The 20,502-nt window shown below is 49.7% G+C and carries 20 protein-coding genes; 17 read left to right on the forward strand and 3 right to left on the reverse strand.

The annotated features are described in order from the left end of the window. The first annotated feature begins 47 nt into the window (after positions 1-47). The 3 genes from MAMMFC1_RS10285 (at position 48) to rpsI (ending at position 1,542) form a co-directional block, all read left to right on the forward strand. Positions 48-488: a GNAT family N-acetyltransferase gene (locus MAMMFC1_RS10285; RefSeq protein WP_126308430.1), complete on the forward strand. Its 441-nt coding sequence runs from the start codon at positions 48-50 to the stop codon at positions 486-488. A gap of 200 nt (positions 489-688) precedes the next feature. Further along, complete coding sequence (gene rplM / locus MAMMFC1_RS10290; RefSeq protein WP_126308431.1) at positions 689-1,126, forward strand: 50S ribosomal protein L13; 438 nt, start codon at positions 689-691, stop codon at positions 1,124-1,126. A 23-nt stretch (positions 1,127-1,149) separates the two neighbouring features. Next, the gene (rpsI, locus tag MAMMFC1_RS10295; protein WP_126308432.1) at positions 1,150-1,542 is read left to right on the forward strand and encodes a 30S ribosomal protein S9; all 393 of its coding nucleotides are present in this window, start codon (positions 1,150-1,152) and stop codon (positions 1,540-1,542) included. A 61-nt stretch (positions 1,543-1,603) separates the two neighbouring features. Here the strand turns inward: rpsI and MAMMFC1_RS10300 are convergent, their stop codons facing one another. From MAMMFC1_RS10300 to MAMMFC1_RS10305, 3 genes are read right to left on the reverse strand one after another with little or no spacing between them, the layout of a single operon-like run. Next, positions 1,604-3,214 carry a peptide ABC transporter substrate-binding protein gene (locus MAMMFC1_RS10300; protein ID WP_232035762.1) on the reverse strand — a complete coding sequence of 537 codons (1,611 nt, stop codon included), beginning with the start codon at positions 3,212-3,214 and terminating at the stop codon, positions 1,604-1,606. Between the two features lie 32 nt (positions 3,215-3,246). After that, positions 3,247-3,384, reverse strand: coding sequence for a hypothetical protein (locus MAMMFC1_RS22345; RefSeq protein WP_232035763.1), 138 nt, complete (start codon positions 3,382-3,384; stop codon positions 3,247-3,249). Next, positions 3,381-4,205 carry a transglycosylase domain-containing protein gene (locus MAMMFC1_RS10305; protein ID WP_408631234.1) on the reverse strand — a complete coding sequence of 275 codons (825 nt, stop codon included), beginning with the start codon at positions 4,203-4,205 and terminating at the stop codon, positions 3,381-3,383. The genes MAMMFC1_RS22345 and MAMMFC1_RS10305 overlap by 4 nt, the downstream gene beginning before the upstream one ends. Before the next feature lie 126 nt (positions 4,206-4,331). On the opposite strand from MAMMFC1_RS10305, the gene MAMMFC1_RS10310 reads away from it, so the two are divergent. From MAMMFC1_RS10310 to MAMMFC1_RS10375, 14 genes are all read left to right on the forward strand, one after another. Continuing rightward, complete coding sequence (locus tag MAMMFC1_RS10310; protein ID WP_232035764.1) at positions 4,332-5,048, forward strand: N-acetylmuramoyl-L-alanine amidase family protein; 717 nt, start codon at positions 4,332-4,334, stop codon at positions 5,046-5,048. 61 nt (positions 5,049-5,109) lie between these two features. Continuing rightward, on the forward strand, positions 5,110-6,483 hold the full coding sequence (gene amrA / locus MAMMFC1_RS10315) for an AmmeMemoRadiSam system protein A (protein ID WP_126308434.1): 1,374 nt from the start codon (positions 5,110-5,112) through the stop codon (positions 6,481-6,483). A gap of 194 nt (positions 6,484-6,677) precedes the next feature. Beyond that, positions 6,678-7,670 (forward strand): AmmeMemoRadiSam system radical SAM enzyme, encoded by a 993-nt coding sequence (gene amrS, locus MAMMFC1_RS10320; RefSeq protein WP_126308435.1) that lies wholly within the window; start codon positions 6,678-6,680, stop codon positions 7,668-7,670. Positions 7,671-8,113: 443 nt separating this feature from the next. Continuing rightward, a complete protein-coding gene (argC, locus tag MAMMFC1_RS10325; RefSeq protein WP_126308436.1) occupies positions 8,114-9,154 on the forward strand; it encodes an N-acetyl-gamma-glutamyl-phosphate reductase in 1,041 nt (346 codons plus the stop codon). Positions 9,155-9,345: 191 nt separating this feature from the next. Then, positions 9,346-10,554: a bifunctional glutamate N-acetyltransferase/amino-acid acetyltransferase ArgJ gene (gene argJ / locus MAMMFC1_RS10330; RefSeq protein ID WP_126308437.1), complete on the forward strand. Its 1,209-nt coding sequence runs from the start codon at positions 9,346-9,348 to the stop codon at positions 10,552-10,554. A 150-nt stretch (positions 10,555-10,704) separates the two neighbouring features. After that, complete coding sequence (gene argB, locus MAMMFC1_RS10335; RefSeq protein WP_126308438.1) at positions 10,705-11,610, forward strand: acetylglutamate kinase; 906 nt, start codon at positions 10,705-10,707, stop codon at positions 11,608-11,610. Next, on the forward strand, positions 11,603-12,799 hold the full coding sequence (locus MAMMFC1_RS10340) for an acetylornithine transaminase (protein ID WP_126308439.1): 1,197 nt from the start codon (positions 11,603-11,605) through the stop codon (positions 12,797-12,799). Before argB ends, MAMMFC1_RS10340 begins: the two co-directional genes overlap by 8 nt. A 329-nt stretch (positions 12,800-13,128) precedes the next feature. Next, a complete protein-coding gene (gene argF / locus MAMMFC1_RS10345; RefSeq protein ID WP_126308440.1) occupies positions 13,129-14,058 on the forward strand; it encodes an ornithine carbamoyltransferase in 930 nt (309 codons plus the stop codon). Between the two features lie 9 nt (positions 14,059-14,067). Beyond that, positions 14,068-14,517, forward strand: coding sequence for a GNAT family N-acetyltransferase (locus MAMMFC1_RS10350; protein ID WP_232035765.1), 450 nt, complete (start codon positions 14,068-14,070; stop codon positions 14,515-14,517). Positions 14,518-14,771: 254 nt separating this feature from the next. Further along, a complete protein-coding gene (locus MAMMFC1_RS10355) occupies positions 14,772-16,010 on the forward strand; it encodes an argininosuccinate synthase (protein ID WP_174234371.1) in 1,239 nt (412 codons plus the stop codon). Then, on the forward strand, positions 16,003-17,418 hold the full coding sequence (argH, locus tag MAMMFC1_RS10360) for an argininosuccinate lyase (protein WP_126308441.1): 1,416 nt from the start codon (positions 16,003-16,005) through the stop codon (positions 17,416-17,418). Before MAMMFC1_RS10355 ends, argH begins: the two co-directional genes overlap by 8 nt. Before the next feature lie 62 nt (positions 17,419-17,480). Beyond that, on the forward strand, positions 17,481-18,560 hold the full coding sequence (locus tag MAMMFC1_RS10365; RefSeq protein ID WP_126308442.1) for a branched-chain amino acid aminotransferase: 1,080 nt from the start codon (positions 17,481-17,483) through the stop codon (positions 18,558-18,560). A 180-nt stretch (positions 18,561-18,740) separates the two neighbouring features. Then, a complete protein-coding gene (gene cdaA, locus MAMMFC1_RS10370; RefSeq protein ID WP_126308443.1) occupies positions 18,741-19,565 on the forward strand; it encodes a diadenylate cyclase CdaA in 825 nt (274 codons plus the stop codon). Beyond that, positions 19,555-20,496 carry a CdaR family protein gene (locus MAMMFC1_RS10375; protein WP_126308444.1) on the forward strand — a complete coding sequence of 314 codons (942 nt, stop codon included), beginning with the start codon at positions 19,555-19,557 and terminating at the stop codon, positions 20,494-20,496. The genes cdaA and MAMMFC1_RS10375 overlap by 11 nt, the downstream gene beginning before the upstream one ends. Positions 20,497-20,502: the final 6 nt, after the last annotated feature.

Below are 20,502 nucleotides of genomic sequence, written 5' to 3' on the forward strand. Positions count from 1 at the left end.
AAGAAAAAGAGCGTAAGTGAATTTTGAGTGTCGGGGAGGAATAATGAATGGAAATCCAGGTTATTATTGCTAATACTGCTAAAGAACGGGAGAAAGCATATGCTATCAGACGCCGGGTATTTATCGAAGAACAAAATGTTCCGGCAGAGTTGGAACTTGATGAATATGACAACCATAAAAATACGCAACATGTGCTTTTGTTTACCGATAAAGAGAAGGCAGTGGGAACAGCCAGATTTCGTCCCTATGGCGATGGTGTTTTAAAGATTGAGCGCGTAGCTGTTCTGGCTGAGCAACGCGGCGGCGGTGTTGGCAGAATGATAATGGAAGCAATTGAAACTGAGGCCCGAAAAGCAGGGTATAAATGTTTGAAACTGAGCGCACAGCTGCACGCCAGAAAATTTTATGAGCGTCTCGGCTATCAGTCCTATGGCGAAGTATATCTTGACGCCGGTATTAAACATATTGCCATGACAAAGACAATTTAGATAAGACCGGAAAAGGGTAAAGGCGTATAATTTTTTTTCGCATGACAAGGCATTCTGCTTGACATTGCCTGGTGATTTTATTACAATAATTTTATGAGATTTTTGCCATGACTTCCATTAGCCCCGGAACTCAAGGTTAAGAAATCATTTAAAAATGATTAACTACTTCTGGTCTTTATGCTTGTGATAGGAGGATAGACATGAAAACCTTTATGGCCAATCCGGCCAATATTGAGCGCAAATGGTACGTTGTCGACGCTGAAGGAAAAACTCTTGGTCGATTAGCCGTCGAAGTTGCCAAAGTTCTGCGCGGCAAACATAAACCGATTTTTACCCCCCATGTAGATACCGGCGACCATGTAATTGTGGTCAATGCTGATAAAGTTGCCTTTACCGGCAATAAACTCACGCAAAAAACTTATTTCCGTCATTCCGGTTACCCAGGTGGAACTACCTTTACGACTGCCGGCAAAATGCTTGCCGACAAGCCGGAAAGAGTAGTAGAGATTGCTGTAAAAGGCATGCTGCCCAAAAACCGTTTAGGACGGGCAATGTACCGAAAACTTAGCGTTTATGCCGGTCCGAACCATCCGCATGCTGCGCAGCAGCCGGAAGTTCTGGAACTCAACATTCGCTAATACCGGAAAGGAGGAACAATAGAATGGCATTGGTTACTTACTACGGCACAGGCCGCAGAAAAACCTCGGTTGCCAGAGTTCGTCTGGTTCCGGGTGAAGGAAAAATTATCGTTAACCGGCGGGCGCTGGATGATTACTTTGGCCTTAAGACCCTTGAACTTATTGTGAAGCAGCCGCTCAACCTCACTGACACTCTTGGCAAATATGATGTACTTGCCAATGTTGAAGGCGGCGGTGTTTCCGGCCAAGCCGGCGCTGTACGGCATGGTATTGCCCGCGCGTTGCTAAAGGTCGACACTGAATTCCGCCCGGCTCTTAAAAAAGCCGGCCTGCTTACCCGTGACCCAAGGGAAAAAGAGCGTCGCAAATACGGCCTCAAAAAAGCCCGCAAAGCTTCCCAGTTCTCCAAACGTTAATATTATCTATGCAATTAAAACCCCGCTGGAAATACCGGCGGGGTTTTTGACTGCATCAGATTTATTCAACATATGCCTCTTTGAAATAGATTACGTCCGTAATGGTTCGTACATAACCTTTCAAATTGGGTTTAATGCACCATGGTTGAGTGTAGTAGTAAATGGGCACAATCGGCATATCTTCCATCAGGATTTTTTCGGCTTCATGCATAGCCTTCATCCGTACCGCCGGGTCTAAACTGCCTTTCGCCTGGGCAACGAGGGCGTCATACCGGCTGTTTTTCCAGCCGGTGCTATTGTTGCCGCTATAGGAAGTGAACAGGCCGATGAAGGTCAGGGCATCAGGGTAGTCGCCAACCCAGCCGTCACGGGAGATTTGGAAGTCAAGCTGTCTGCGGGTATTGAGGAAGACTTTCCATTCCTGGTTGGTGATCTTGACCTCAACACCTAAGTTTTTCTTCCACATCTCTTGCAGGGCTTCAGCTATTGCCTTATGATTTTCGAGGGTATTATAGGTAATCGTAATGACGGGAAACCCTTTGCCGTCGGGATAACCTGCTTCGGCTAACAGCTTCTTGGCGGTTTCTATGTCATTGTTTCTGTAGAAATCGCTGCCGGCTTTGCGGAAGTCGTCACCCGCTTTGGCATCAGGCACTCCCGGCGGTACCCAGGCTAATGCCGGCACTTGTCCTCCCCTGGTAACCGTCTGAACGATTGCTTCCCGGTCGATGGCCAGAGCGAAGGCCTTGCGGACTTTGACATTATCAAAGGGCGCCTTAGTTACATTGAAATTATAGAAATAGGTTGCAAGCAGAGGAAAGATTGTCACTTTATTTTCTTTCTTCAATCTTTCCAGTTCGGCATTAGGCGGATCCATGGCAATATCTACCTGATTATTTTCAAACATGGCCAGACGGGTGGTGTTACTGTCGGCAATGGGAAGTTCCAAGGCAGTGGTTTTCACTTTGGCGCTGTCCCAATAGTATTCGTTTTTGACAAAATTCATATTACCATTATGGACCCAGTCGGTAATCTTAAAGGGACCGTTACCGATGATGCTTTTCCCATCGGATGCCCAGGCAGGATTGGCTTCCACTGTTTTTTTGTGAACAGGGAAATAGGTATAAAAAGCTGTCAAGGACGGGAAATACGCGCAAGGTTCTTTTAGAGTAACTTCGAGGGTCTTGTCGTCAAGCGCTTTAACCCCTACCTGGTCGGCAGCGGTCTTCCTGGTATTGTATTCTTCCCCGTTTTTCAGGTAGTACAGCTGGTCGGCGTATTTGCTGCCCAGTTCCGGACTTAAAGCCGTTTTCCAGGCATATTCAAAATCATGAGCGGTTACAGGATCACCGTTGGACCATTTAGCATTGGCCCGGATATAAAACTTGTAAGTTAAGCCGTCAGAAGATACATCCCAGCGTTCGGCTGCCGCGGGTAAAGGTGTGGAGTTTGCGTCCAGTGTCGTCAAACCTTCAAAGATTTGTACTACAACATGCATTTCCGGACTTCCTGTCATTTTTCTTGGGTCTAATGTTTCAGGTTCGGATTCCAGAGCGTAACGAATCGGCTTGTGGGCATCGGGTCTGGTTGTTTTGCTGTTAGCACAGCCGGCAATGATTGCTCCCGTCATGGCAACTACCAGCACAAGTGAAAATACTTTTTTCCAGGACAATAATAATCCCCCCTAGTTTCTAAAATTTATATTCACCCGATGGCAACGCCGATCAGGTGGCCTGCCAGACTGCTCAGAGGCAATCCTATCCGCCGCTTCCGGTTGATATAGTCGTGGAAAGCTATAGTTTTCAGGGAAGATAAAGTGGGTAAACAAAGTCTACCTTTCACTTTTCCCGAACCAGTGCAAGAGGGGCGGCTTTTGCTTCCTGTGCCAGGCCGGGGCTAATGTAGCCATAACGCACCATAGCAGTCAGAACCACTGCCTGGCGTTGTTTCGCCGCTATAAAATCCACATACGGCGATGTCAGGGACGGGGAGTTGGGCAGCCCCGCCAGCATGGCGCATTCCGGCAAGCTAAGGCTGGCAGGTGGTTTGCCAAAATAGATCGCGGATGCTTCACCAATACCATAAGCCCCGGAACCATAATAGATTGTATTGAGATACATCTCTAAAATTTCTTCCTTCGAGTAGCGAACCTCCATATCCAGGGATAACACGAATTCCTCAAGCTTACGGGTTAGAGTGCGGTCGTGGGACAAAAACAAATTTTTCACCAATTGCTGGGTGATGGTACTGCCGCCTTCGGTGACAGTACCAGTCTGAAGATTTACTAAAAATGCCCTGAATATTCCTTCCGCGTCAAAACCGGAATGCTGGTAATACCGGTTGTCTTCCACCGCAATGATGGCTTGTTGCAAAGACAGGGGAATATCATCAATAATTACGTAGGACTTTTTATTTAGCTTGGCTTCCACAGCGCTTTTGAGGGCGAAGATCCGATGGAGCCGGCTCCAGGCGTTCACGGCGCCGGACGTGATGGTTGAACCGGATGAAGTTGAAGTAATGGCAGGGACAGGAGCAGGCGATAAGGTGATTTTGCCTACGAGAAAACGCAGTATTGCGTCGCCGCTGGCCCAGAAGAAGGAAGCTGCAAATACGATTAGCAGGAGGCAAAGAAACCTCCCCACGCGCAGGCGGACTACTTTCAAATTCCACACCCCCAATATTATTGTATCCCATTGGCAAGTATATTGCCATATTTTCCAGGTAGTAATAGGTCTGGCCCGATCCGCATAGGGTATAAGTAGCAAAACGGCGGACCGGAGGGGATGGGTATGTGGCTTCTTACCGTGCGGCGGCAAAGTATCTTTATGGCGGCAATGTTCAGTATCGCCGTGGTAGTATTGAATCTGCTAACCTTCCGGTATCTGGTTACCAATGATATTGAACACACGGACTTAAGTGTTCTGCAAGGCAAATGCATCGCAATTGATCCGGGTCACGGCGGCATTGATGAAGGCGCCAGCTGGCACGGTAACCAGGAAAAAGCAATAAATCTGGCCATTGCTGCCGAACTTGCTGCGGTGCTTAAAACGAACGGCGCCAATGTTGTTTTGACACGAGACAGTGATGTGGATTATTACACCCGGGGCAAAGGCGGGAAACGGAATGATCTTTTAAAGCGGGTCGAAGCAATTAATCAGTCGGGGGCCAATGTGTACGTCAGTATTCATTGCAACGCCATCAAAGGCGCCAGATGGTCAGGCGCCCAGGTCTTTTACAATCCCAAGCTTGAGGAGAACAAAGTATTAGCGGAAATTATGCAGCAAGCATTGAAATCCTATCCGCCTGGAAACAAGCGCCAGGCCAAGCAGGATTCAGGACTGTTGCTGTTGAAGTCTGTCAACATGCCCGGTGTACTGGTGGAAGCCGGCTTTATCAGTAATAAGGAAGAAGCGGTAAAACTGGCTGATTCAGCTTATCAGCAGGCTTTAGCGCTGTCAATTGCCAAAGGTCTTGCGTATCATTTCAACCATAATGCGGGAAGATAAATATATTAAATATATGGGGAAATCATGCTGATATCGATTCCTGAAGTAAGGGGGAAAGAGAATGGAAAATCTGGTCGGTTGTGCGTTAATGCCGCACCCGCCTATCATGATTCCGGAAGTAGGGAAGCATGAACTGACTAAAATAAAAAAAACTGTAGAAGCTGCGACAAAGGTCTCCGAAACGCTGAAAGAGGCAAATCCCCAAACGATAGTGATTATAACACCCCATGGGCCGGTTTTTAATGATGCCGTAACGGTCAGCGTTCACCCTCGCTTACGCGGCAGCTTTACTAATTTTGGCGTTCCGGATGTGGTACTGGGATTTGAAACCGACAGCCTTTTAATGAAACATATTATCCGCAGTTGTCAGCGGCTGGGCGTAAATCTGCTGGAGCTGACTGACGATGCCGCCAAGAATTATCGTATCTCTCTGCAGCTTGACCACGGGGCACTGGTGCCGCTTTATTATTTAACCAGGGCGGGATTCAAAGGGCAGATTGTACATTTAACTATGGGTATGCTGCCTTATGAAGAAATGTATACCTTCGGCAAAGCCGTCCAAACGGCTATCAACAGTACGGACAAGCGGGTGGCGGTTATAGCTTCCGGTGATTTGTCCCACCGGTTGATCCCCGGCGCCCCGGCCGGATTTAGCCCGAAAGGGGCGGAATTCGACAGGCTGGTTATAGAGGCGCTGAAAAATGTTGATGTTAAGGCTCTTTTGAATCTTGACCAAGATCTGGTTGAAGAAGCCGGGCAATGCGGCTTAAGACCGATTTTCTTTTTGCTGGGAGTTATGGGCGGTTTGGACGTAGCTGTCGACACCGTATCCTATGAGGGACCGTTCGGCGTGGGGTATGGAATCGTATCCTTCAAAATAAACGGTAAAAGAAAGGAGGAGGAAAATGCCACGGGTACCATGGGTACGGAAAGCGCTCCGGTAACGCTAGCTAAAGCCAGTCTGAAGTATTATCTGGAGAACAAAAGATTGATGCAGCCGCCGCAAGCTATTGCCCCTGTTCTTGCCGGACAGGCAGGAGCCTTCGTGTCATTTAAAAAAGACGGAGAACTCCGAGGCTGTATCGGAACCTTCGCACCAACCCAGCCTACTATTGCCGAAGAAATCATTCGCAATGCCGTGAGTGCCGGAACCGAGGACCCCAGATTCTGGCCGATCGAGCTTGATGAGCTGCCGGAACTGGATGTGTCTGTCGATATATTGAGTGAACCCGAGCCAGTCACCAGTTTCGACCTCCTGGACCCGAAAAAATACGGTGTCATAGTTCGTAAAGGCAGGCAGTCCGGCCTGCTGCTGCCTGACTTGGAGGGAGTCGATACAGTACAAGATCAGGTTTCCATCGCCAGGCGGAAGGCAGGCATTCGACCCGATGAGCAGATTGAGTTGTACAGGTTTACAGTAACAAGATATAAATAGGACTTTTCGGCTTAAAGATGGGAACTGATTATAAACCGTCATCTGCGTCGTTACTCCTGTGGTCCTCACTCCAACGTACCACCAGTACGTTTGCGTTCCGGTCCTCGTCGTGCCTAGCATCTAACGATTTCTAATCAGTTCGTGGCGTTAGTCAAACTGATCCGATACAAATATGCATTGATGGGGGGGGTATTATGCGGGAGGCATTGTATTATGAACCACACGCGCAGGGAGTCATATGTCGGCTTTGCCCCAGGGAGTGTGTTATCGGTGAAGGGCGGACCGGTTTTTGCCGGGTTCGAAAAAATGTAGGCGGCAAGCTGTATGCGCAAAATTACGCCTTTGCTACCGGACAGGCTCTCGACCCCGTTGAAAAAAAGCCGCTGTATCATTTTTATCCCGGAAATAATATTCTGTCTTTGGGAACCTGGGGATGCAACTTTGCCTGCAAGTTTTGCCAGAACTGGCACATTGCCCACGGGGAACCGGACACGGCCTATATTCCTTCCGCCAAGGCTGTTGAAGCAGCCCGGGAACTGGTAGCGCAAAATAATATCGGCATCGCCTATACTTATTCGGAGCCCAGCGTTTGGTTTGAGTATATTCTTGACACCGCTAAATTAGTGAGAGAAGCCGGTCTTAAAAATGTACTGGTAACCAACGGATTTATCAATCCGGAACCGCTCACGGAACTCTTGCCTTATATTGATGGGATGAACATTGACGTCAAGGCTTTTAATAATGACTATTACCGTAATGTATGCGCCGGTATTTTGGACCGTGTAAAATCAACCGTAGAGCTTGCGGCCAAAGCCTGCCACGTGGAAATTACCACTTTGGCAGTAACCGGCTTAAATGATTCGGAGGCCGAATTGACGGCGCTTTCCCAATGGCTGGGAGAAATCAGCCGGGATATTCCGCTTCATTTTTCCCGCTACTTTCCGAACTATAAGATGCAAGAACCCGCTACATCCCTGGCTACTCTTGAAATGGCCTATAATGCGGCCGGAAGATATCTTAACTATGTATATGTGGGCAATGTCGGCGGCGACGGGGTCAATACTTATTGCCCGGCTTGTGGTTTCAAAGTCATTGACAGACTGCAATATAAGAGTTATTTAACCAGTGAAAAAAAATGTCCCCAGTGCGGGTACAACATCTACGTCGTCGGCAACATTAGGATGTGATTTGCTTTATAGTAGGGAACTGCTTACAGACCGTCATCTGCGTCGTTGCTCTTGCGGTCCTCACTCCGGCGTACAACCAGTACGCCTCCGTTCCGGTTCTCATCGCGCCTACGGTCTGACTATGATAGTTCGAACTGTAATTAGCAAATGTCATTGCAATAAGTTTTTTTCATATGCAGCGGTATCTAACGATCTCTAAGCAGTTCGTGGCATTTGGCAACTCTGAGCCGTTACGTAAATGAAGGATTTAAGCGTCTAAAAAATGAGGCTTCGGCTAAAGTCCCGGAGGATTTAGCTGAAGCTAGTTTTTTATTTTGTATGTAAAGTTGTATTCAATCTGGCAGGAATTATATGATAAAATTTTGTATACATGAGTACAAAAACTTCTTGCATTTTTATGCAATAATAATGTATAATTATTAACAAGTGAGGAGGAATTGGCTATGAAGGTGAGCATCATTGGCGCGACGGGGTATACCGGCGAGGAACTTCTGAGGATTTTGGCGGGGCATCCCGCGGTGGAGATCCTATATATTACCTCAGAAAGCCGGACGGGAACTCAGATTAATGAAATATATCCCCATTTTACCCGATTTCATGATGGAATTCTAGCAAGTGTGCAGGAAATTGATAAAATTGCCGCTGAAAGCCAGGCGGTTTTTATCGGCTTGCCCCATGGGCATGCCATGGAAGTGGGTAAAAAAGTCCGCGCGGTTAATCCTAAGATAAAGATTATCGATTTAGGGGCAGACTACCGCTTCCGCAATGCGGATCTATATGAAAAATGGTACAAAGTTCCCCATACCCACCGGGAAGCTCAGGCTGTTTACGGGCTCACCGAACTCTATCGCAGCCGGGTCCGCGAGGCCGAAATTGTCGGCAATCCGGGTTGTTATACGACCGCAAGCATTTTGGCCCTGGCGCCGCTGGTAGTTAGTAAATTGATTGATCTCGCCACAATTGTCGTAGATGCCAAATCAGGAGTATCCGGCGCCGGACGCGGGCTTAATCTTGGCTCCCACTTTGCGGAAGTGTTCGAAAGCGTAAAAGCCTATAGTATTGCCGGCCACCGCCACACTCCCGAGATTGAACAAACTTTGGGCGAACTGGCCGGGACGGATGTGATCATCAGTTTTACGCCGCATCTGATTCCCATGACCAGAGGTATTCTAAGCACCTGCTATGCCAGCCTAAAGCCAGGCGTTAGCGCTGAGGCGGTCGATGCGGCATTCACCGCAATGTACGATAACGAGTACTTTATTCGCCTTTTAGGGCGAGGCGGTTATCCGGCAACCAAAAACACCCGCGGCTCCAACTTCTGTGATATTGGGTGGCATATTGATCCGCGAACCGGCAGGGTAATCGTGGTAGCGGCCATTGATAACCTGGTTAAAGGCGCTGCCGGGCAGGCAGTACAAAATCTCAATGTTATGTTTGGACTTGACGAGCAAATGGGGCTTACTCAGGTTCCTTTATATCCATAAGCGGAGAACTGCTTATAGACCGTCATTTGCTTCGTTGCTCCTGCGGTCCTCACTCCGACGTACAACCAGTACGCCTCCGTTCCGGTCCTCGTCGCGCCTAGCATCTGACGATTTCTAAGCAGTTCGTGGCCAATGATAATCTGAGCAGGGAGAAAAAAATATTTTTTAAGAAGAAAACGGGGGCATTTAGAATGCTTATGAAGATAGACGGCGGGATTACAGCGCCGGCGGGATTTACGGCTGCCGGGGTTAAGGCCGGCATTAAGAAGAGCGGCAAAGAGGATGTGGCAATTATTTATAGTAGTGTGCCTGCTGCTGTTGCCGCCGTGTTTACTGCCAACAAAATTGTTGCCGCGCCGGTTATTGTTTCCCGGCGGGTAGTGGACAAGGGCCGAGCCTGTGCGATTGTTGTAAACTCAGGCTGCGCCAATTCCTGTACCGGTCAGCAGGGGCTTATTGATGCCCAGTCTATGGCCCATATGACGGCTTCGGCCCTCAATATTAAAGATTGTGAAGTGGTGGTGGCGTCAACAGGCGTTATTGGTATGAGCTTGCCCATGGGCAAGCTTGCTGAAGGTATCAAGAAGGCTGCGGCAAATTTGTCGGTCGATGGCCACCAGGCAGCGCTTGAAGCCATCATGACGACGGATACATTTCCCAAGTCGTCTGCCTACCGGTTTACCTTGGGGGGCGTCCCGGTGAAAATTGCCGGCATTGCCAAAGGCGCCGGCATGATTCATCCCAATATGGCCACAATGTTATCCTTCCTTACCACTGATGCCGCCATTTCGCCGGCAATACTGAAACAGGCGCTAAAGCAGGCCGTGGAAGTTTCATTCAACGCGATAACTATCGATGGTGACACCAGTACCAACGACACAGTTTGCGTGTTGGCCAACGGGCAGGCCGGCAATGCGCCTATTGATAGCGGCCAGGGGGAGGACTACCAGGCTTTCGTTGACGCTCTGACCGCAACATGTACCGATCTGGCTAAGCTGGTCGTCCGGGACGGTGAAGGCGCCACCAAATTTCTTGAAATAACCGTGAAAGGCGCCGTAAGCTTGGGCGACGCCAAAACGGCGGCCATGGCAGTTGCCAAGTCGCCGCTGGTCAAAACAGCCTTCTTCGGTCAAGATCCCAACTGGGGACGGATTATATGCGCCATAGGTTATTCCGGGGCGCAAGTTGTTACGGACAAAACTTCCCTCACCATCGGCGGTATTACCACTGTAAGGGGAGGGCAGGGCTGCGAGGTTGACGCTCCGTCCCTCAAAGCAGCCATGGCGGCCAAAGATATTGCCGTGACAGTGGACCTTGGCCTGGGGCCGGCGGCGGCTACCGTCTGGACTTGTGATTTTTCGTATGACTATGTGAAAATTAACGCCGAATACACCACGTGAGACTGGTTTGCAACAGTGCATATAGGCATCCAAAGCCAGTCTCACCGAGTAATAGCAAGCTTTGCGATTATGTTGCGCTACGATCTTGCGGTATAATTGAATTGCAGTTCCTGCTTTTCGAGATAGTTTTTAGGAAGGAATGATATTTCCATGATCAAGTCAGTTGAGAAAGCGGCGGTGCTGATTGAAGCGCTGCCTTATCTGCAGAAATTCGCCGGCAGTACGGTGGTCATTAAGTACGGCGGTAATGCCATGCTGAATGATGAGTTGAAGAAGAATGTGATCCAGGATATTATCTTTTTAAAATATGTGGGTATCCGGCCGGTGGTTGTTCACGGCGGCGGTCCTGAGATAACCGCCATGCTGGAAAAGCTGGGTAAGAAGTCTGAATTTGTCAGAGGCCTGCGGGTAAGCGATGCCGAGACAGTCGAGATAGCAGAAATGGTTCTCGTCGGCAAGATCAACAGTGAGATCGTAAAATTATTAAACTTTTATGGGGCCAAAGCGGTAGGCATCAGCGGCAAAGATGCCGATTTTATCTTAGCGGTCAAACATCTGGCCAAGGTCCAGGAAGATGGCGTGACCAAAGAAGTGGATATAGGTTTTGTCGGTGACATATTGAGGCTTAACACCGCGCTGGTGGAAAACCTCCTGGATAAGGGCTATATCCCGGTTATCGCTCCCATCGGCGTCGGCAAGGACGGTGCAACTTACAATATTAACGCCGACTATGTGGCCGGAGAAATTGCAGCGGCTTTAGGCGCGGAAAAACTGGCGCTGCTGACCGATGTGGAAGGCATCTACCGTGACTACCAGGATAAGAGTACATTTATCTCCACTTTGTCTTTGGCTGAAGCCCAGGTAATGATCAAGGACGGCAGCATTGAGGGCGGCATGATTCCCAAAGTGGAAGCTTGCATTAAAGCTTTGGCCGGTGGCGTCGCCAAGACGCACATTATTGACGGACGGCAGCCCCATTCCTTATTGTTGGAGGTATTTACCTCCGAGGGGATCGGTACGGAAGTCGTGAAGTACAGGAGGTATATCAGTGGATAAACAAAAGATTATTCAGCTTGACAAGGAAAATTATCTGCCGGTTTTTGCCCGGTATTCCATAGTATTATCCCATGGCGAAGGACCTTACGTCTACGATAGCGAGGGTAAGAGGTACATTGACTTTCTAGCCGGAATCGCCGTAAATGTTTTGGGGCACGCCCATCCGAAACTGGTGGCGGCTATCGCCGGCCAGGCAGGCAGGATGATCCATTGCTCCAACCTTTACTATACCGAGGCCCAGGCCGCTTTAGCCGCTAAGCTGGTTAAACTGAGCGGTCTTGGTAAAGTCTTCGTCGGTAACAGCGGGGCGGAAGCCAACGAAGGCGCCATTAAACTGGCCAGAAAATATGGCAAGACGATCAGTGAGGAAAAGGTAGAGATTATTACTGCCGAGCATTCTTTTCACGGCCGGACTTTGGCTACCCTGACCGCTACTGCCCAGCCTAAGTATCAGAAAGGCTATGAACCCTTGCCGGGCGGCTTCAGGCATGTGCCGTTTAATGATTTACCGGCTCTTGCGGCAGCCATGTCCGGGAAAACCTGCGCCGTCTTCCTGGAACCCATCCAGGGAGAAGGCGGCGTCAACGTCCCGGACCGGGATTATCTGCAAGGCGTACGGGATTTATGCGATAAATACGGGGCGCTCCTTATACTGGATGAAATTCAGACCGGCATCGGCCGGACCGGCGCCATGTTTGCCTACCAATTGTACGATGTCAAACCGGACATTATCACCCTGGCCAAAGGATTAGGCGGCGGTGTTCCAATCGGTGCTTTTATCGCCACCGATAAAGTGGCTGCCATATTTTCGGCAGGTGATCACGGCTCCACTTTTGGCGGTAATCCCCTGGCTTGCGCCGCAGCCAACGCGACGCTTGCCGTTATCGAAGATGAGAACATACTGGCCAACGTGACAATGGTCGGGCAATATCTGATGGAAAAACTCGAATTCCTAAAGGATAAATATCCCAACCTGATTAACCAAGTCCGTGGCCAAGGTCTGATAGTAGCAGCCGGACTGAGCCGTCCCGGCCGGGACATTGTCGACAAATGCATGGATTATGGCGCTATCATCAACTGTACGGCCGGCGATGTCCTGCGTTTCGTGCCACCGCTCATCATCACCAAAAGCCATGTAGACGAAATGACGGAAATTTTGGACCGGGTACTTGCCGAGGAAGCGAAGTAATCAGGCAACTGTCCGCAAATGTTAAAAAGTTTCCAACATACTTAACGAGTAGTAACCTTGTATCCGTTTAGTTATCAAAAACCACGAACTGCTTAGAAATCGTCAGATACCGTTGCATATGAAAAAAACTTATTGCAATGATATTTGTTAATTACAGTTCGAACTATCATAGTCAGACCGTAGGCGCAACGAGTACTGGAACGCAAGCGTACTGGGATGTACGCTGGAGTGAAGCACGCAGGAGCAACGACGCAGATGGCGGTTTATAAGCAGTTCCCAACTTAAAGTGAATGAAATGTAATTTGATCGTGGGGGAGTTGTATACACCAATGAGCCTTAAAGGTAAAGATTATTTATCGATACATGATTTGTCGGTAGATGAAATACACCAGATCCTGGATCTGGCCAAGTCGCTGAAAGATAAGCAAAAACGCGGCGAAGAACACAAACTGTTGCCTGGTAAAACCCTGGGCATGATTTTCCAAAAGTCTTCCACCCGCACGCGAGTGTCGTTTGAGGTTGGCATGTGGCAGTTAGGCGGCCGGGCGCTCTTTCTTAACGCCAATGACCTGCAAATTGGCCGGGGTGAGCCGGTGAAAGATACTGCCCGGGTACTGTCACGTTATGTAGACGGAGTAATGATCAGAACCTTCTCACACCTGGAGGTGGAAGAATTGGCTGGATACGCTTCCATTCCCATCATCAACGGGCTGACCGACCTGTTGCACCCGTGTCAGGCCATGGCCGACATCTTTACCGCCGTGGAATACAAAGGCGATCTGAAAGGCCGTAAACTGGCCTATATTGGCGACGGCAACAACATGGTCAATTCTCTTCTCCACGTCTGCGCCAAGGTTGGCATGGACATCAGTGCTGCCACTCCGCCCAATTACGCCCCTGATGCCGCCATTGTGGAAGAAGCCATAGCCGATGCGGCGGCAAGCGGCAGTAAAATCAACATTGTTAACGATCCTTTCGCAGCAGCCGAGGGCGCGGATGTCCTCTATACTGACGTCTGGGCCAGCATGGGGCGGGAAGCGGAACAGGCTATTCGCAAACAGGCATTTGCCGGCTTCCAAATTAATAGCGCCATTGTCCGCACCGCCAAGCCGGACTGTATTGTGATGCACTGCCTGCCTGCCCACCGCGGGGAAGAAATCACCGATGATGTGATGGAAGGACCGCACTCGGTTGTGTTTGACGAAGCGGAAAATAGATTGCATGTGCAGAAAGCCATTATGGCTTTGTTAATGGGTTAGGCAATCTTTATGGGCATGGGTGAGACAATGATCCGCGAAATGACCATTCGCGACTACGATGACGTGATAAAGCTTTGGCAAAAAACTGCGGGAATCGGTTTAAGCGATGCCGATTCGCGCGAGAATATTCGAAGATATATGGAACGGAATCCGGGACTTAGCTATGTGGCGGAACAAAACGGCGCCGGGATCATCGGCGCCGTGCTTTGCAGCCATGACGGGCGCAGAGGCTATCTCCACCATCTGGCGGTGGATGCCTGCTGCCGCGGGCAAGGCCTGGGCCGAAGCCTGGTGGAAAGGTGCATGGCCAAGCTGCGGGAAGCCGGCATAACCAAGTGCCATGTTTTCATCTTTAAGGACAATGAAACCGGCAAAGCCTTTTGGACCCATAACAGCTGGGCGGTGCGCCAGGATCTTACCATTGCTTCCCGGAATATCGATAGTAACTATTCACCTTAAGTTGGGAACTGCTTATAAACCGCCATCTGCGTCGTTGCTCCTGCGGTCCTCACTCCAACGTACCACCCAGTACGCCTCCGTTCCGGTCCTCATCGCGCCTAGCATCTGACGATTTCTAAGCAGTTCGAGGCATTTGATAATCTGAATAAATACATCGACATTTAAACGATATATATAGGCAGGATTTTCGCAAGCTGCCGCGAAAATGTAAACCTGATTTAACATAAACATGGAACTTTGGGAGGATTCGCATTATGAGTAATATTAGTAATATTAGTGAGATTAAAAAAGTTGTTCTCGCCTATTCCGGCGGGCTGGATACTTCGGTAATCATTCCCTGGCTGAAAGAAAACTACGGCTGTGAAGTGATCGCTATGTGCGCCGACGTAGGCCAAGGCGACGAGCTGGCTCCCGTTAAGGAGAAGGCCATTAAGTCCGGCGCCAGCAAAGTATATATTCAGGACTTAACCGCCGATTTTGTGGAAAACTATATCTGGCCGACATTAAAGGCCGGCGCCGTTTATGAAGGAAAATATCTTCTCGGTACTTCCTTTGCCCGTCCCATCATTGCCAAAGCCCTGGTGGAAATTGCCCGCAAGGAAGGCGCCGACGCCATTGCCCACGGCGCAACCGGCAAAGGCAACGATCAGGTGCGTTTCGAACTGACTGTCAAAGCACTGGCACCGCAGCTTAAAATTATTGCTCCCTGGCGGCTATGGAACATCCGTTCCCGGGAAGATGCCATCGATTATGCTGAAAAACACGGCATTCCCGTTCCCGTAACCAAAGCCCGTCCCTACAGCATGGACCGGAACATCTGGCACTTGAGCCACGAGGGGGCCGATCTGGAAAACCCGGCTAACCAACCCCTGGACGACGTGTACATGGTAACCACGCCGCCGGAAAAAGCACCGGATAAACCTACTTATGTGGAAATCGAATTTGAAAAGGGCATCCCGGTAGCCGTGGACGGGGTGAAAATGAAGGCCGTGCCTCTCCTGGAAAAACTTAACCAAATGGGTGCAGCCAACGGTATCGGCATCACCGACCTGGTGGAAAACCGCCTTGTGGGTATGAAGTCCCGGGGCGTATATGAAAATCCCGGCGGGGCAATCCTCTATTATGCCCACAGGGAACTGGAATACCTCACTTTAGACCGGGCCACCATGCATTTCAAAGAGCAAGTTGCCGTTAAATACGCCGAACTGGTCTATGACGGCATGTGGTACGCCCCCTTGCGGGAAGCGCTGGACGCTTTTGTTGATTCCACCCAGCAAACGGTAACCGGGACGGTAAGACTTAAACTGTATAAAGGAAATATCATCAGCGCCGGCTCTGCATCTCCTTACTCCCTCTACAGCGAAGAATTTGTTACCTTCGGCCGGGATGAAGTCTACAACCAAAAAGACGCCGAAGGCTTCATCAACCTGTTTGGCCTGCCCCTCAAAGTGCGGGCGCTAATGAAAGCAGAGGCGAAAAAAGAGCATGGGTAAACTATGGGGTGGTCGCTTTTCTAAAAGCACCGACGTGATGGTGGAGGAGTTTACCTCCTCCATTTCTTTTGATCACCGCCTGTACCGCCAGGATATAAAAGGCAGCATCGCCCATGCCAAAATGCTGGCCAAATGCGGCATAATCAGCAAGGAAGACGCTGGCCTTATTATCGAAGGGTTAAATGGAATACTGGCCGACATGGAAGCCGGACGATTCCAGTTTGACATCGCCCTGGAAGACATTCATATGAACATCGAGAAACGGCTGACCGAGCGCATCGGCCCTGCCGGCGGCAGGCTCCATACCGCTCGCAGCCGGAACGACCAGGTGGCCTTGGATACTCACATCTATCTTAAGGAGGAGATCGCCAGGATTGCCGGTTTCATTTATGAATTGGAACAGGCTATTATTGAAACGGCCGAGAAACATCCCCGGGCAATCATGCCCGGCTATACCCATCTCCAGCGGGCGCAGCCCATTCTCTTCTCCCATCACCTAATGACCTATTTTTTCATGCTGGAGCGGGACTTCCGGCGCCTAAGAGGCGTGTGGGAATCTACCGATATTATGCCGCTGGGCGCCGGCGCCCTGGCCGGTACAACCTTCCCCATCGACCGGCAGTTTGTGGCCGATGAACTTAAATTCAGCCGCATTTATGAAAATAGCATTGACGCTGTCAGCGACCGGGATTACATCCTGGAATTCCAGTCCTTTGCCTCCATCCTGATGATGCATCTGAGCCGTCTCAGTGAAGAAATCATTCTGTGGTCCTCCACCGAATTCTCTTTTATTGAGTTGGATGACGCTCATTGCACCGGTTCCAGCATCATGCCGCAGAAAAAAAACCCGGATGTGGCCGAACTGGTCCGTGGCAAGACCGGCCGGGTATACGGGCACCTTATGGCCATGCTCACAGTGGCCAAGGGACTGCCTCTGGCCTACAACAAGGATTTGCAGGAAGACAAGGAAGGACTGTTTGATACCATTGATACGGTGAAATTCAGCCTGACGGTATATGCCGCCATGCTGCGGGGCATGCGGCTAAATGAGAAAAACATGGGCGGCGCTTTGGCCGCCGACTTCTCCAACGCTACCGACATGGCCGACTATCTGGTAAAAAAAGGACTGCCTTTTCGCCAGGCCCATGAAGTAGTGGGCAAGTGCGTGGCCTTCTGCCTTGATCAGGGAAAAACCCTGCTGGAGCTGACTTTGGATGAGTTCCGGCAGTTCTCGGAAATGTTTAATAGTGATATCCTTCAGGCTATAAAACCTGAAACATGCGTCGATGCCCGCAACTCTTTCGGCGGGACATCGCCCGCCCAGGTCGGACAAGCCGTTGCAGCCGCCCGGAACATAATGTCCAGCCAACGGAAACACCTTGACATGTATGCAAAAACAGCACTATAATAGATTGTAATTGTAAGTAATTGGCTGGACTTTGGATATTGCATAAAGGAGGCACTCTTACTATGGCCGATATCAAAGTAACACTGGCGGCTGAACGAAATACCCCGCCCTCCGAGGACGTTCTCGGTTTCGGCAAAATCTTTACGGATCATATGTTTGTTATGGATTATATCACCGGGCAAGGCTGGCACAACCCCAGAATTGTTCCGTACGGCGAGGTTCCCCTGTATCCGTCGGCTATGGTGCTGCATTACGGCCAGGCCATATTTGAAGGCATAAAGGCTTTTCGCACCATCGACAACCGGGTTGCTATATATCGTCCGGTAGATCATTTGAACCGTCTCAACCGGTCGGCGGAAATTTTATGTATTCCCAAGCTGGATGTTGAACTATTGCACAAAGGGTTAAATCAGCTGATTGATATTGACAGGCAGTGGGTGCCGGCGCCACTGGGCACTTCCTTGTATATTCGCCCGTTTGTCATTGCGGCCGACCCTTATATAGGCGTTAAAGTGGCTGACCATTATACTTACTTTGTTATCCTTTCACCTGTCGGCGCCTACTATGCTTCCGGTTTTAAACCGGTTAAAATCAAAGTGGAACAATATTATGCCCGGACAGTTAAAGGCGGTCTCGGGGAAGCCAAGACTCCCGGCAACTACGCCGCCAGCCTTAAAGCTTCGGAAGAAGCCAAAAAAGAGGGATTTACCCAAGTTCTCTGGCTCGATGCGGTTGAGAAAAAATATGTGGAAGAAGTGGGCACAATGAACATCTTCTTCAAAATTGATGATGAGCTCATTACGCCTGAGCTTAACGGCAGCATTCTCGCGGGTATTACCCGGCGGTCGGTGATTGAGGCGGCCAGGGACTGGGGAATGAAAGTGACCGAACGCCGCATAGCCATTGAAGAAATCTATGCGGCCCATAGCCAGGGCCGTCTGCGGGAAGTCTTTGGTTCCGGCACAGCAGCAGTTATCTCCCCAGTGGGCGAACTTAGCTGGCAGGGTAAAAAAATTATCATCAACAACAACCAGACCGGCGAAACCTCCCAAAAGCTGTTTGACTACATCACCGGCATTCAACAAGGCCGGGTCGACGATAAATTTGGCTGGATTCACGAAGTTGCCAACCTGCATAAATAATAGATAACTGTAAACAGGCTTGTGCCGGTGTCGTACCGAAACCCGGCACAAGCTTTTTTTCTTAATTTTTTTGCCGCCAGGAACCGATTTCAAAAGGTTTTCCGGGTAAATGGGTAGAATAATATTTAAGTAGCTTTTGACGCATTACTATTTTCAGATAGACTCTTGGAGCGTGCGGGCATGTTATTGCAAATAAAGGGCATAATTTCCACAATCAATTTATTAGACATTGCCGACATTGTCATTGTAGCCGTTGTTTTATACAAGCTCTATTTCATGATCAAGGACAGCCGGGCGGTGGCGCTGTTAAAAGGTCTTATTGTGCTCCTTCTGGCTACTCTGGTCAGCAAATGGCTGGGCCTCAATGTGGTAAACTGGCTGTTGCAAAAATCCATGACCGTTGTGCTGGTGGCTTTGCCGGTTGTTTTTCAGCCGGAACTCCGGCGCGCTCTGGAACACCTGGGACGGGGACGGTTTTTTCAGGGCAGCAGCTTACTGAACGCCGAAGAAAAAGAAACTTTATTTGCGGAAATTGCCCGGACGGTAGCAGTGCTATCCAAGAATAAAATCGGGGCGTTAATAGTATTGGAACGGGATACCGGGCTAAATGATTACATTGAAACAGGCATTAAGGTAGATGGCTTGATTACCAGCGAATTTCTCACCAATGTTTTCATCCCCAATACGCCGCTGCATGACGGCGCTGTCATTATCCGCGGCAATCGGATGCAAGCAGCCGGTTGTTTGCTGCCTTTAACCGAAGACCGGTCCCTTAGTAAAGAACTGGGTACCCGGCACCGGGCAGCCATCGGTATCACCGAGCAGACTGACGCGGTTGTCATCGTTGTCAGCGAGGAGACCGGGATTATATCTGTGGCGCGCGGCGGGCGGCTCATCCGGTATATTGACTGCGATAAGCTGGTGGAACACTTACGGCCCTTGTTTGCTGCCAAGCCGTCTTCATTGAGCGAATTCTTTAGCTGGAGGCCACCCAATGCCAGATAATAAGAAGAGATTTCGCGATATTACCACCAAGATCATAGCTGTTATCATCGCGATCGTTTTGTGGCTATACGTAATGAACGAGCAGAATCCACCGATTGAGGCCTACTTTACCGTACCGCTGGAGATCCGGAAGGAAGTTGCCAACCAAGTGGTGTTTGATGCTCCCGAAGCGGTGCGCGTCAAGGTCCGGGGTCCCCGGAGCACGATAGCCGGTATAATCAATAGGGAGATTAACGCTTTTATTGATCTTAAAGGAGTTCCGGAAGGACGGCAGAGCTTAAAAGTTGGGGCTGCCATTCCTGCCAGTCTGGAACTTATTGAAATTAGTCCCGATAGAATTATGGTCCGGATCGACACCACAATTAGCCGTACCGTGCCGGTGGTAGCGGCATTTACCGGCGCGGCAACCAAAGGCATGATTGTGGAGCAGGGATATGCCAATGTGGACGCCGCAACCGTGGAAGGGCCGAAAAATTCTGTCAATATGGTGGACAAAGTCGTGGCCAATATTGACCTATCCGGCAGAGTCGGCGACTTTTCCGGGGAAGTCCCACTTATACCTGTCACCAAAGATGGCAAAGAAGTGGATGGCGTATCTCTTTCGCCGGCCAAAACCAGGATAGAAGTCAAATTGTCTCCCGGTATTAGCAAGAAAGTTTTGGATATTAAGCCGGTTGTCCAGGGTGATTTGCCTAAGGGACTGGTATTGAAGAGTATTACTACTGAACCGGATAAAGTTGAAGTCAGCGAAGAAGGAGAGGGAAAGAATCTGGCGAAGCTTGACACCATATATACCGAGCCGGTTAATCTTACCCTCATTGACAAAGATACCAGCAGGGAAGTCAAACTGCAGTACGTGGAAGGCACGACAGGACCTGTGGCTAACGTTATTGTGCATATTAAGCTGGACTCGCTTGTTCATCAGCCATAAGGAGAT

The organism is Methylomusa anaerophila, assembly GCF_003966895.1.
GTDB lineage: Bacteria > Bacillota > Negativicutes > Sporomusales > Sporomusaceae > Methylomusa > Methylomusa anaerophila.

Bases quoted from the DNA above. Each gene is read 5' to 3' on its own strand.
- rplM (WP_126308431.1), top strand. From the start codon at position 689: ATGAAAACCTTTATGGCCAATCCGGCCAATATTGAGCGCAAATGGTAC.
- amrS (WP_126308435.1), top strand. From the start codon at position 6,678: ATGCGGGAGGCATTGTATTATGAACCACACGCGCAGGGAGTCATATGT.
- argB (WP_126308438.1), top strand. From the start codon at position 10,705: ATGATCAAGTCAGTTGAGAAAGCGGCGGTGCTGATTGAAGCGCTGCCT.
- cdaA (WP_126308443.1), top strand. From the start codon at position 18,741: ATGTTATTGCAAATAAAGGGCATAATTTCCACAATCAATTTATTAGAC.
- argH (WP_126308441.1), top strand. From the start codon at position 16,003: ATGGGTAAACTATGGGGTGGTCGCTTTTCTAAAAGCACCGACGTGATG.
- MAMMFC1_RS10365 (WP_126308442.1), top strand. From the start codon at position 17,481: ATGGCCGATATCAAAGTAACACTGGCGGCTGAACGAAATACCCCGCCC.
- argC (WP_126308436.1), top strand. From the start codon at position 8,114: ATGAAGGTGAGCATCATTGGCGCGACGGGGTATACCGGCGAGGAACTT.
- amrA (WP_126308434.1), top strand. From the start codon at position 5,110: ATGGAAAATCTGGTCGGTTGTGCGTTAATGCCGCACCCGCCTATCATG.
- argF (WP_126308440.1), top strand. From the start codon at position 13,129: ATGAGCCTTAAAGGTAAAGATTATTTATCGATACATGATTTGTCGGTA.
- MAMMFC1_RS10355 (WP_174234371.1), top strand. From the start codon at position 14,772: ATGAGTAATATTAGTAATATTAGTGAGATTAAAAAAGTTGTTCTCGCC.
- MAMMFC1_RS10375 (WP_126308444.1), top strand. From the start codon at position 19,555: ATGCCAGATAATAAGAAGAGATTTCGCGATATTACCACCAAGATCATA.
- argJ (WP_126308437.1), top strand. From the start codon at position 9,346: ATGCTTATGAAGATAGACGGCGGGATTACAGCGCCGGCGGGATTTACG.
- MAMMFC1_RS10350 (WP_232035765.1), top strand. From the start codon at position 14,068: ATGGGCATGGGTGAGACAATGATCCGCGAAATGACCATTCGCGACTAC.
- rpsI (WP_126308432.1), top strand. From the start codon at position 1,150: ATGGCATTGGTTACTTACTACGGCACAGGCCGCAGAAAAACCTCGGTT.
- MAMMFC1_RS10285 (WP_126308430.1), top strand. From the start codon at position 48: ATGGAAATCCAGGTTATTATTGCTAATACTGCTAAAGAACGGGAGAAA.
- MAMMFC1_RS10310 (WP_232035764.1), top strand. From the start codon at position 4,332: ATGTGGCTTCTTACCGTGCGGCGGCAAAGTATCTTTATGGCGGCAATG.